We start from the raw sequence: 13,096 nt of genomic DNA, 5'->3' as shown, positions 1-13,096 counted from the left end.
CTAGTTTACAAAGCGGGTGAACGCATCGGTACAAAAAAAGCCGCCCTTCCGGAGAAGGACGGCTATCGTGCACAGGTGGCTCGGCTTTATTAGGCCGCGCGGCCGTATTGGCTGTGTCGAGCGGCTCCTGCCTGCGACTGCTCCATGCGGAACCGCTGCAGAAGGCCAAGCAGTGCATCGACTTCATCGGCAAGCATCTGGCTTGCCGCGCTCGATTCCTCCGCCATGGCCGCGTTTTGCTGCGTCATCTGGTCCATCTGATTGACCGAGCTGTTGACTTCCTGCAGCGCGGACGCCTGATCGTGGGTCGCCGTGGCAATGGTTTCGACATGCTTGCTGACGGTGACGATCTGCTGGCTGATCGAGGAGAGAACCTGACCGGCCTCCTGCACGAGAAGCGACCCGGAGTTTACCTCTCGCGTCGACTGGTTGATCAGCGCCTTGATTTCGTGAGCCGCTTCTGCGGAACGCTGGGCAAGTTCACGCACTTCCTGTGCTACGACGGCAAAGCCCTTGCCCGCTTCACCGGCGCGCGCGGCTTCGATACCGGCGTTCAGCGCAAGAAGATTGGTCTGGAAGGCAATGTCGTCGATGACCTCGATGATCTGCTCTATCTTCTGCGACGCCTCTTCGATGCGGCCCATGGCATCGACAGCGTTCTTGACGACGGTGCCGGAGCTGTCGGCACTGTCCTGCGTTATACGAACCGCCTTGTTGGCTTCGCGGGCACGGTCGGCGGAGGATTTCACGGTGACCGTGATTTCCTCGACAGCGGCGGCCGTCTGTTCCAGAGAAGCGGCTTGCGATTCTGTGCGGCGCGACAGATCGTCGGATGATTTGCGCATTTCGGCGCCATTGTTCTGAATGACGAAGGTGCGCTCACGTACCTGCTGAAGCACATCCTTGAGGTTGGCAAGCGAGGTATTGAAATCCACACGAAGCTGTTCGAGACGGCCGGAGAAGGGAACGTCGAGCGTCTGCGTGAGGTCGCCGTCGGAGAGGCGCGCAAGACCGGCCGCCAGCTGGCCGACAGCAAATTCGATCTGACGATCGGTATCCATCTTTTCGGCGTCATTTTGCGCACGCTCGGCCTCCGCCTGAGCATGCTCTTGCGCGCTCTGGCCTTCGATGCGAAGCTTTTCCCGTGCGTTGTCGCGGAAGACTTCTAGAGCCCTGGCAATATCGCCGAACTCGTTCTTGCGCTCCATGTAAGGGATCTCGGTATTGAGTTTGCCCTGAGACAGAGATCTGATCGCTTCCGTCAGGTTACCGAGAGGACGCATACTGCGCTTGATCACGAAGTAGCCGAGAATGCTGAACGCCAGCATGACAGCAGCGCCGACGACGAGGATCATGTTGCGCAGACCGTCGATATGGCCCTGGTAGAACTCCATGGGCACACCGACGAACAGGATGCCGACCGGTGTGCCCTTCTTGGACATCACCGGCATGTAGCCAGACATGTAGTTACGGCCGAAAAGGGTTGCAGCGCCGAAGTAGGATTCGCCCTTGGTGATCTTCGCGTATGCGGCACCATCAACAGCGAGCTTCGTGCCAACGGCACGCTCGCCTTTCTCATTCTTCAGGCTGGTCGAGATGCGGAGGAAGTCCGTGCCCTGCGCCTGGAAAACGGTTGCCACGCCGCCATTCGCCATGCCAACGCGATCCACCAGATCAAAATCGAGCAGGGTGCCGATGCTTGGGCGGCTGACAGATTTCAGCTCGCCATTTTCGATCGCGAGCGTGGTTCCGCCGACTTTCATCTCATAGAGGATCGCCATGCTACGAACGGCACGTTCCGTATCCATCAAAGCCGTCTGCATGACGTCTTCTTTCAACCGAACATAGGTTGAAGTACCGACGGCAACGATACCAAGGAAGATGAGACCGATGGTCAGACAAACAATCTGAACCACGATGGATCTCGACACGAAACGCCCCATTGCTAAACCCCAATCTTTACGAGTTGAGGTAATTTGAAGCAAAAGGATTAATATTCAGGGAATTCTACAACAGCCTGAGCTACGCCAGCCCGTCTGGAAATCAACTCCAAGATGCTGATTCGACATCGAAATGTCGTTCAGCAGAGAAACACGCTATCCGACCAGGAATGGCTTTTGTCAAAAAAATACCAAGCAGCACCGCGCGTTCAGGAGCGTTGACGAGCGTCAGGGGCGCCAATAGCTGGATTAAATTATCGCGAATGTCAGTGAATAAAGCCGAGCCGGATAGCCTTGGCGATTGCCTGAATGCGATTGACGGAATCAAGCTTGATGGTGGCGGAACCCAGATACGCATTCACAGTGTGAACTGACAGACCGAGTTTCGCCGCGATTTCTTCGCTGATCCGGCCATCGCCAGCCAATTGCAGACAGGCGACTTCGCGCTCGCTCAGAGCCTCGGAGGGCGAGACGCGACGCTCATCCATGGCCAAGAGATCGATCATGATCTGCGTGGATTTCACGTGTTGCTCCAGCATCAGTTCATTATCGAGCAGCAGGTTCCCACCGCAGAAGATGACAAAGCCGTTGCCCATCGTCCCAAGCCTTACGGGGAAGCCAACCCCTGAATAGCCGAGAACGTCATTGTCGAGCCGGATGAGAAGGGCGGGCACGTCCGGCAGATCGGCAAAACCCGCTTCGTGCTCGCTCGTCCAGGCGACAGGTAAAAGCGAGGACTCGAGATGATCGAGCAGACGCTCTCCGAGAACCTTGACCATCTGAGCGCTTTGTTCACCGGCGGAAAGACCGAGATTTTCAAGATCGCAGGAGAGCTTTCGCTTGTTCGGAAATCCGGCTGCGACGGCGCGCAGAACGACGAAGTTCTTGGCGCCAAGACTTCTCTGCATCGCAACGAGCTTGGGGAACAGGTCGGAGCGCGTCACCGAGGGAACGGTCTTCGAAACTGTCGGCTGGCCTGGCGCCTCATTGCTCAGATCCTTGACGAAACCCATGATGCGCCCTTCAGACAAGGTTGTTGCGGACCGCGTAGGCAATGGCCTCCGAGCGGGTCTTGGTTGCTGTCTTGCGCATGACGCTGGTGATATAGTTGTTGATGGTGTTGCGCGAGATACCGAGGATCATGGCCATTTCATCGCTGGTCTTGCCTTCGGCAATCCAGAAGAGGCATTCCAGCTCTCGTTCGGTCAGATCGATATCGCGCTCGGTCTTCGTGCCTTCCACAATGCCAAAGCTTGCAAAATAACCGGCCAGCAGTCCGGCTTCACGCAGACGATCCTCCGCCGGCAGAACGCCTTCGGCAAACATCAAAAGCAGCGAAAAGCGGATGCGTCCAACGCAAAACGTTATCGTCCAGTACTGGCGATCGATCCCTGCGGGCGCGACAGCGTCGTCTGGCAGTGAGAGAAGACGGGGCCTGAGCAAGGACAGGCATTTTTCCATTTCGCTGGAACGGCTCTGCGTCCCGGTCAATTCATTGGCAAGCTTGCGCACCAGATCGAAGGGCCAATCGGACGTGACGATGAAGCTTAAGCTTGCCTCCTGCAGGAGGTCTTCGCGAGCGAGGAGATAATGCGAGGCGCCGACATAGGATGTCAGATGTTCCATCGCAGCGATGATGTCACTTTCGGCCGCTGCGGCTGCAATCTTGCGAATGAGCTGGTTGCGCGGCAAAGGCCTCGCAATCGTTTCAGCTGGCGCGGCAGACAGCCTGCGAATATCGACATCCACTTTCAATAGCCTACGCCCTCTCGTTCCCCGGACGGGGATGCCTAAACGGGATGGAACTCATTTCCATTCAGAAGCGCCGCTTTCGACGAACACCCCTGGCGACCGAATCGTTATAGTCTAGGAGACGCTTGAAGAAATGTACCGGTCTGTAACGACCTATCCACTCTTTTTCGCGTGCACTACAACCCTGAACATATACCCGTTCGTATTTGCGCACATCCGCCTTTTCAACATTCCCCACCTGAAATCGGCGATTTGATGAACAAATACTAAATCACATCCGCAAACCATCTACAGCAAGAATTTTCGAATAAACAAAAAAGGCCGGATCTGATCCAGCCTTTTCCCTATTATGCTGCTTTCTCCACGGCCCATTTGCGCAGGATCTTGGCGGCGCGTTCTTCGCTGATCTCCACCATGCGCGAGAGCCTGCGTTCCGGCCCTTCGCGGACCCTGCGGTTGAAGTCGCCCTCGCCCGTGTCCCCGCCGAGGAGATCGTCGGTACTGTCGAAGCCGAAGTCGGCGCCAAAGCCCTCCATAAGACCTCCGGCAGCGCCACCGCCCATCGCAGGAGAGAAGTCCGGCAGCTCGAGCCCAGCCGAATCCTGCGCCAGTTCCGCCGAGGCAGGAGCCCCACCGGCAGACATGGAGCGGACGACCGGACGGACACCGAGCCAGACGACCAGGAAAGCGACCGCGACGAAGGCCAGCGAGTTGATGATGCCGGCAGAGTTGCGGCTCAGCACTTCGGTAACGCCTGGCCCTGCAACGGCCTCGTCGAGAAGCTGTGTTTCGAGGAAGTCCATTGCGGTGATCGTCACCACATCGCCGCGCTCGGTCGAGGTACCCGCAGCAGAGGTGACAATCTTCTGCATTTCCGCCAAGTAGGCGTCGATCTTGGCCTGATCTGCCGGATCACCGATCATCTTTGCAAGGCGGCCCTTGTTGACGACGACGGCCACGGAAATCTTGTCGATCGAATAGCCGTTACGAACGGTTGCGACAGTCTTGGAATTGATCTCGTAGTTGGTCTGCTCTTCTTTCTTGGCCGTCTCGTCGGACGACTTCGGAGCCCCGCCGCCGCTTTGCGGTGCGGCCTGTGGCACGTTCTGCTCGACAGTGGTAGCGGAATCCTGCTGGGTTTCCTGGGACTTCTGATCTTCTTTTGTGGAACGAACGGAACGCTCGACACGCGAGTTCGGATCGTAGACGGTCTCCTGGATCTGCTGGCTGTCGGTGTTGAGCGACGCGGTCACGCTGGAGCGGAAGTTGTCCATGCCGAGGAAGGGCGCAAGCGCCTTGTCGATCTTGGTTTCGAGTTCCTGCTGCACGTTCTGCGCCAGCGTCAGCGACCGGCTCATCGCGCCGTTGCTGACATCGTCGCCCGACGCCAGAAGCTGGCCGGTGGAATCAAGCAGCGTCACGTCATCGACCTCAAGGCCGGGAACTGCGGATGCAACGAGGTGACGAATGGAAGCGGAGGCCTTTCGGCCCGCGGACGCGCTCGCCCTGATCATGACGGAGGCAGTGGGCTTCTGTTCCCCTCGCCGGAAGTTGCCGACCTCGGGCATGACGATGTGAACTCGGGCTGCCGCGATCCCATCGATCTGCTGGATCGAACGGCCGATCTCACCTTCGAGAGCGCGAACGCGCGTCACTTCCTGCATGAAGGAGGTCAGGCCGAGAGAACCGACATGGTCGAACAGTTCGTAACCGGCATTGGCGCTGTCAGGCAGACCACGCTCGGCCAAGAGCAGACGCGCCTTGCTCGTCATGCCAACCGGAACCTGAATGCTCGTTCCGTCCGAGCCAACCTGAAAATCGACATTGGATTCTGCAAGCGCAATGCTGATCTTGTTCAGATCCATCGTTTCCAGGCCGACATAGAGCGTCTCGTAGGCCGGCTTGTTCACGTAAAGGGCTGCAGCGAGAATAATTGCCATGGACAGAACGCCCACACCACCCAGCACCAAAAGCCGCGTCTGGCCAAGGGCCGCGAAGTTTTTAAAAACCTGAGGGAGTTGATTTAACAGATTCATTCTGTTCCGCACCGTCATTCATGGGTTCGAGACCTTCTGGTCCCGATGCCACCCTAGAGGACGAAGCTTGCGCGAAGATTTCCCCATAGCTGGCCGCCGCCCTCCGGCTGGAGGACGGGTATAACGCCGCTAAACGTACCCTTTTAAGCGGCCAGATAGGTGGAAATGACGGCTGCGACCTGATCGGATGTCAGCGCACGCATGTGGGTGTTGAGTAGTGCCGTGACCTGGGCACTGGAAAGGCTGACCAGTGTCTCAGTGGAAAGTCCTGCGACGCCGCTGGAGCTGAAAGCGGCAATGTCTTCTGTCGAAAACTTGGCAATATTCTCCTTGGAAATCGAGGCGACCTGTGCGGCGGTCAGAGCTCCGACTTGAGAAGGCGTCAAAGCCTCACTCTGCTTTGTCGTCAGCGATGCGATTGCGCCGGTTGTAAGACCCGAAACGGCGCCACTGCTCAAGGCAACTATCTCCTCGGTTGAGAAAAGAGCGATGTCATCGGTACCAAGCGCTGCGGCCTGGACCGCATTCAAGCCCCCGATCTGCGCCGTCGTCAGCGCGGCAATCTGGCTCGTGCTCATCGCGACGATCTGATTATAGCCGAGATTGCCGATCTGGCTTGGAGTGAGAACCGCGATGTCGGCGCTGGTCAGGGAAGCGATGAGCGACGTGGAGAGTCCTCGGATCGCCGCCGTGCTGATCGCCGCAATGTCACCCGTCGAGAATGTCGCCATAGCGGAGGAAGAAATGCCGGCGAGGCCGTCGGCGCTCAGCGCCGCAATCTGACCCGTCGAGAGCGCGCCAATCTGATCGGGCGACATGGCGGCGATCTGCTTGCTGGTCAGCCCGGCAATCGCGGCAGTCGCGAGGCCTGCGACTTCCCCGGTCGATAGCGCCGCGATGAAGCCTGTCGACAGGCCGGCAATGGCAGAGGAATTGATCGCCGATAGTCTCTCAGGCGTAAAGGTATCGAGCATCTGCGCCGTCAATCCGGCGACGGCGCCAGATGTCATCGCATTGATCTGCGTTGTCGAAAGCGCATGCACCTGTTCCAGAGTCAATGCTGCGACCTGTTCGCTGGTCAGACCCGGGATGCTACCCGTGCCCAGTGCGACGATCTGGGCAGTGGAAAGCGCCGACAGATCGGCCGTCTTCACGCTGGCAATCTGCTGCGAAGACAATGCGCCAATTTGAGCAGTTGTAAGACTGATGAAGTGATCATGAGTGAATGCCGAAAGCTGGGTCGTGGAAAGACCGGACATGCCAAGCGTGCTCAGCGCGGCAATGGTTTCAGCCGAGAGCGACGCTATCGTTTGCGTCGATAGACCGGCAATGCCAGCCGCACCGATCGCGCCGATATCCGCCGTTGAGAAGGAGCGCAATTGGGCCGCGCTCAGGGCACCAATCTGCCGCGAACCGAGAGCCGTGACTTGGGTCGGTGTGAAAGCCTCGACCTGATCGACGGTCATCTTTGATATCTGAAGCGTGGTCAGCCCGGCGATCCCGCCGGCGCTCAACGCACCAACCCTGTCTGGCGATAGAAGAGCGATGGCCTCCGTCGACAAGCCTGCTACGGCACCAGAGGTCATCGCCGCGAGATCTTCGGTCGAAAAGCGGGCGATGTCGTCCGTCCCCATCGCCGCGATCTGCGTGGAGGTCAATGCGCCGACCTGTGCAGGATTGAGCGCTTCGACCTGATCGGCCGACAGCGCCGTGATGGATGCCGACGAAAGTCCGGCAATAGCGGCAGTGCTCAAAGCTGCGATCTGCTCTCTGGAAAGAGCGCCGATGCTGGCGGCGCCGAGAACGGCGACTTGACGTGAACCGAGAGCGCCAATCTGAGCCGTCGTGAGGGCCTCCAACTGCTCTTTCTTCAAGACGGCTATCTGCCCGGTCGAGAGGCCGGCGATGCTCGCCGTTCCGAGTGTCGCGATGCGGTCGGCGGAAAGGCTGGCAAGAGTGCCGGTGGAAAGGCCGGCGACGGCGGAAGAGGTCAGTGCTGCCAATTCCGCGGTGGAGAAGGCGCCGAGGTCGTCGGTGCCAAGAGCGCTGACCTGGAGGGACGTAAAGGCTGCGACCTGCGCGGTATTGAATGCTTCGACCTGGCTCGTGTTCAGAGCGGCAATCTGATCGGAAGACAGGCCTGCGATGCCTGTGGAGCTGAGGGCGGCGACCTGCGCTGTCGTCAGCGCAGCTATATTGGCTGTGGAGATAGCGGCGACTTGCCGCGAGCCAAGCGAAGCAATCTGCGCCGTCGTCAGACCGGCAAGCTGGGCGCTCGTCAATGATGCCATCTGGCCTGTGGAGAGGCCTTGAATACCCCCTGTCGTGCCTAGCACGGCAATGCGATCGGCGGACAGGCTGGCAAGTGCCGTCGTCGAAAGACCCAGAATGGCACTCGAACTCAGCGCAGCAAGCTCAGCGGTGGAGAAGACCGCCAAGTCATCCGTTCCGAGTGCGGCGACCTGTGTCGAACTCAGCAGAGCCACCTGCGACGTCTTGAGTGCTTCGACTTGCAGCGTGGTCAACTTGGAAATCTGCTCTGCAGTCAAACCTAAAACGCTGGCATCATTTAATGCGGCTATTTGCGATGTGCTGAGAGCTTCAATGCCGGCGGTCCCGAGAACGCCGATTTGGCGCGATCCGAGCGCGCCTACCTGGGAGGTCGTCAGGCTGCTAACCTGCGTCACGCTAAGGGCTGCAACCTGAGCTGTGGTCAAGCCGGACACCCCGGCAGTGGACAGGGCCGCAATCGCATCCGTTGGCAGCGCAGCAAGGGTTGCCGTCGGCAAGCCTGCGATTGCACCGGATGTGAAGGCCGCGATATCCTTGGACGAAAACGCTTTGATCTGATCGGCCGATAGCGCCGCGACCTGCGAAGATGTCAGCGCGCCGACCTGCTCGCTTGTCAGCGCTTCCGCCTGCAGCGTTGTCAGCTTCGTCACCTGACCCGCAGAAAGGCCGAGCACAGCATCCTTGCTTAAGGAGGCGATCTGTTGCGTGTCGAGGGTGGCGATGCCGGCCGTGCCCAAAGCTGCAATTTGCCTAGACGACAGTGCCGCCACCTGTCGCGTGGTCAGCGCCTTCAGCTGGTCCGAATTTAGCACCGCAATTTGACCGGTCGTCAGACCCGAAATTCCGGCCGGGCTGATCGCAGCCAGGTCTTCGGTGATCATTTTCGACACAGTTTCGGTGGAGAGGCCCGCGACTGCCGACCCGTTGATCGCGCCGAGCGCCGCTGCAGACAAGGCGCTGAGATCATCCGTTCCGAGAGCTGCAACCTGTTGCGATGTCAATGCCGCCACCTGCCTGGTCGACAAGGCAGCAATCTGTCCTGTTGTCAGCGCAGTTATCTGGCCTGTGGTCAAGGCGGCCACTGCCACCGTCCCGAGTGCTGTGATCTGGCCAGTGCTCAAGCCTGCAATCGTTTCGGTCGGTAACGCGCCGATCATGCCCGGAGCGATGGCAGCGATATCGGCTGTGGAGAAGGTGGCGATATTTTCCTTGCCTAAAACGGCGATCTGCGCTGACGTCAGAGCGCCGACCTGTACGGCGGTCAGCGCTTCTGCCTGGAGCGTGGTAAGCTTGGCCATCTGCGTGGCCGTCAGTCCTGAGACGCCGCTGGTGCTGAAAGCCGCCACCTGCGCTGCCGATAGGGCTGCAATGTGGGCGGTGCCGAGCACCTTGACCTGGTCGGCCGAGAGCGCTGCAATCTGCTTCGTCGTCAAAGAGCCGATCTGTAGGGTTGACAGGGCAGACATCTGCTTGGTCGTCAGATTGCCCACAGCACTGGCATTCAACGCAACTGCCTGGGCGGTGGTGAGCGCTGACACAACAGCTGTGGAAAGACCGCTGATCGCAGCCGATTTGATAGCTGCGATATCGGCCGTCGAAAACAGAGCAACGTCATCCGTGCCGAAAGCCTCAAGCTGATCGGCAGAAAGAGCTGCGACCTGGCGAGATGTCAGCGCTTCCGCCTGCTCGGTCTTTAAAGCAGCGATCTGTCTTGTCGATAGCGCGGCGATGGCCGCCGTGCTCATTGCTGAGACCTGGGCCGTCGAGAGGGATGCAACTTGAGCCGTTCCCAATGCTGCGACTTGGGACGACGTGAAGGCAGCGATCTGGGATGTCGTCAGAACGGCCAGCTGCGCGGTCGTCATTGCAGGCAGATGGTCGGCAGGAAGATTGGTGACGGCGCTCGTTTTTAGCGCCGCGATCTGATCGGCAGAAAGCGCTGCCAGGCCAGCTGAACTCAGTGCAGCAGTTTGCACGGAATTGAGCGCCGCAACCTGTTTGGTGGTCAGCGCCGCCAGTTGGTTTGTCTTGAGAGCTTCGACTTGATCGGCAGTTAGAGCCGCAATCGCCCCAGTCGAGAGTGCCGCGATCTTCTCGCTCGTCAGCGAGGCGATCAGAACAGTCGACAGCCCAGAAAGGCCAGCCGCCGACAAGGCGGCCATATCATCCGTCGAGAATGTCGCGATGTCCTCAAGTCCCAGCGCCGCAGTTTGCTCTGAGCCTAGCGCAGAAATCTGCCTGACCGTCAAAGCGCTCACCTGAGCGGTCGAGAGTGCTGCGACCTGCTCGGCGGTCAGTGTCGCGATAGCCCCGGTGCTCAGCACCGCGAGCTTGTCCGTGGATAGAGCGGCAATCACCTCTTTCGAAAGGCCGGCGACGGCCCCTGCCCCAAGGGCCTGTATGCCAGCGGTCGAGATAGCGGCAATGTCGTCAGTGCCAAGGCCCGCGAGTTGGCTGGATGTGAGCGCAGCTATCTGCCCCGCGGAGAGCGCAGAAATCTGCCCAGTTGACCACGCGATAACATGTTCCGAGCTCAGACCTTTGAGGGCCGCGCCGGTTAACGCCTTGATCTGGTCGGTGGTAAACTTGGCAACCAATGTCGGCGCCAAGGCTCCGAGCTGCATCGACCCCAGAACGCTCACCTGCTCTTTTGACAGAGCCGCAATTTGGGCGCTCGACAAGCTGGTCATTTGCTCGGGTGTCAGTTTTGTAACCGCGCTCGGATTGAGGCCTGCCAGCTGGGCTGTGGTCAGCGCCGCAATCAGGCCGGTAGACAGGCCTGGGACAGCCTTGGTGCTCAAGGCCGCGAGAGCGGCTGTGGAGAGGCCCGCGATTTGAACAGGCTTTTCTGTTCCCTGCGCTGGCAACCAAACATCTTTGACCTGGTCCGGTTTCAAAGCTTCCACTTGCGCAGAGCTCAAGACTGCGACTTGAGATGAAGAAAGGTGGAACAGTTGGGTCGCCGAAAGCGCCTCGACCTGCTCCTTCGTCATGGCAGCCACTGCGGCCGTCGCCAAAGCGGCCACGCGATCCGGCGTCAACAGCGCAAGAGCATCGGCATTCAGCCCGACGATGGTCCGAGCGCTGATCGCATTGATAGTTGCCTTGGAGAAAGCGTTGATGTCCGCGCCGTCAAGAACCGAAAGCTGGGTTGACGTCATCGCCCTTACTTGAGCGGCCGTGAGCGCCTCAAGCTGCGCAGGCTTTAGATTATCGACTTGAGCCGTCGTCAGATTTGCGACAGCCTCGGTGCTGAGTGCAGCGATTTGCTCATTTGTCAGAGCGGCGATGTCTTCGGCTGCAAGCGACTTGATCTGGGCAGCTTTCAAGGCATTGAGCTGAATGGTTGACAGCGCTTTGACCTGCTCTGATGACAGAGCCTTGAGCTGGTCGGTGGAAAGAGCCGAGAAGGCCGCTGTCGACAATTTCGCGATCTGTTTGGTGGTCAGACCTTCGAAGGCAGCGATACTGATGCCAAGAATTCCTCGTGAGGAAATAGCGGCAATTTCATCTTCGGTAAACGTTGCGATATCGTCCGCGTGAAGCGCCGTCATCTGGCTGGAGCTGAGGACCTTGATCTGCGATGCGGTTAAGGCTTCAACTTGTCCGGTTGAAAGCACCCCGATCTGCTCAAGGGTCAGGCGCGAGATGATCGCCGTGCTCAAACCTCCAACCTGCGCGGGTGTCAATTCTTTGATGACGTCGATGCTCAAGCCCGGCATTGCCTTGGCAGAGAGCGAACCGATCGCGACAGTACTGAGCGCATTGATCTCCTCTGCACTCAACACGGCAACCTGGTTCGAGGACATCGCTGCGACCTGGCTACCCGTGACTGCCTTGAGCTGCAACAATGTCAACGCATCGATTTGGTCGGTGCTCAGCTTGGAAAACACGGCAGTATTGAGTGCTGCAACATTCTCTGTCGACAGTCCTGCGATAATGCCTGTGCTGAGGCCGGCGATTGCGGCGGTGTTGATGGCCGCCATATCGGCAGGCGAGAAGGTGTTGATCTGGGTAGATGTCAGCGCGGCAATCTGATCGGAATTTAAAGCCTTCACCTGGAGAGACGCGAAAGCCCCGGCCTGTGCGGTTGAAAGCTTTGCTATCTGTTCAGCGGTCAGCCCTGCAATGGCGCGGCTTGCGAAAGCTGGAATTTGTGCCGTGGTCAAGGCGGCGATCAAGTCCGTGCTCAAGACAGCCACTTGGGTAGAGGTCAATGCCTTGATCTGGCCCGATGTAAAAGCTGCCACCTGAGCTGTTGAGAGTTTTTCGATCTGTTCGGTCGATAGCGAGGCGACGACTGTCGTGGACAGTCCTTTTATGGCATCGGGGCTCAGGTTGCCGAAATCTTCAAGATCAAATGCTGCAAGCTGTGTCGGCCTCATTGCCGCCAGTTGCACCGAGGTGAGCGCCTTCACCTGGGGTGCAGTCAGAGCTTCGATTTGTTCGGTCGTCAGACGCGGTACAGCCTTCGCACTGATTGCTGAGATTTTGTCGGTCGATAGCGCGGCCAAGGCGTCGGGGCTAAGCCCTGAGATCGCTCGGCTGGAAATAGCCGCGATATCCTCGCTCGAGAACGTCTTGATGTCTTCCGGGCTCAACGCCGCCAATTGATCGGACGACATGGATGCCACTTGCGATGCGGTCAAGGCTTCGGCCTGCGCGCTTGTCAGTCCCTCGACCTGCTCGGCCGTCAAGGCGCTAACCTGCTTTGCGGTCAGGCTTGCAATTGCAATGTTATCCAGCGCCACAAGTTGATCAACGCTCAGGCCGATAATGGCGTTGGTCGAAACGGCACTGATCTGGTCCGGTTTAAAGGCCTTGAGATCCTCCGTCTCAAGCGCGGCGATCTGGTCGGAGGACAAAGCCCTGATTTGCTGCGAGGTGAGAAAGGAGATGTCTTCAGTGCTAAAATCGGCGATCGCCGATGGAGAAAGACTTTTGATCTGGTTGACGCTCAGCGAAGATACGATCGATGTCATTAATTAACCTGACCAAAGCTCAAATGGGCAGCAAGCCCTCTATTCTACCTCGGATACATCCCATCCACGGAATACGTCCGGCCATAACAATCCT

The 13,096-nt window shown here is 58.7% G+C and carries 5 protein-coding genes; all 5 read right to left on the bottom strand.

Annotated features, from left to right (window positions below; translation table 11 throughout):
• Positions 1–89 precede the first annotated feature (89 nt).
• A complete protein-coding gene (locus WKI41_RS14820; protein ID WP_340194261.1) occupies positions 90–1,943 on the bottom strand; it encodes a methyl-accepting chemotaxis protein in 1,854 nt (617 codons plus the stop codon).
• Positions 1,944–2,206: 263 nt separating this feature from the next.
• A complete protein-coding gene (gene visR, locus WKI41_RS14815; RefSeq protein WP_340194455.1) occupies positions 2,207–2,848 on the bottom strand; it encodes a transcriptional regulator VisR in 642 nt (213 codons plus the stop codon).
• Positions 2,849–2,963: 115 nt separating this feature from the next.
• The gene (visN, locus tag WKI41_RS14810) at positions 2,964–3,695 is read right to left on the bottom strand and encodes a transcriptional regulator VisN (protein ID WP_425341046.1); all 732 of its coding nucleotides are present in this window, start codon (positions 3,693–3,695) and stop codon (positions 2,964–2,966) included.
• A gap of 344 nt (positions 3,696–4,039) precedes the next feature.
• Positions 4,040–5,728 (bottom strand): flagellar basal-body MS-ring/collar protein FliF, encoded by a 1,689-nt coding sequence (gene fliF, locus WKI41_RS14805; RefSeq protein WP_340194259.1) that lies wholly within the window; start codon positions 5,726–5,728, stop codon positions 4,040–4,042.
• Between the two features lie 143 nt (positions 5,729–5,871).
• A complete protein-coding gene (locus tag WKI41_RS14800; protein WP_340194258.1) occupies positions 5,872–13,002 on the bottom strand; it encodes a hypothetical protein in 7,131 nt (2,376 codons plus the stop codon).
• Between the last annotated feature and the right edge of the window lie 94 nt (positions 13,003–13,096).

This window comes from Agrobacterium larrymoorei (assembly GCF_037722385.1).
Taxonomy (GTDB): domain Bacteria; phylum Pseudomonadota; class Alphaproteobacteria; order Rhizobiales; family Rhizobiaceae; genus Agrobacterium; species Agrobacterium larrymoorei_C.
Note: the sequence above shows the minus strand (reverse complement) of the source record. Positions and strands in the feature narration are given on the sequence as shown.

Excerpts from the sequence above, each read along its gene's own strand:
- WKI41_RS14820 (WP_340194261.1), bottom strand. The coding sequence starts at position 1,943 with ATGGGGCGTTTCGTGTCGAGATCCATCGTGGTTCAGATTGTTTGTCTG.
- visR (WP_340194455.1), bottom strand. The coding sequence starts at position 2,848 with ATGCAGAGAAGTCTTGGCGCCAAGAACTTCGTCGTTCTGCGCGCCGTC.
- fliF (WP_340194259.1), bottom strand. The coding sequence starts at position 5,728 with ATGAATCTGTTAAATCAACTCCCTCAGGTTTTTAAAAACTTCGCGGCC.
- WKI41_RS14800 (WP_340194258.1), bottom strand. The coding sequence starts at position 13,002 with ATGACATCGATCGTATCTTCGCTGAGCGTCAACCAGATCAAAAGTCTT.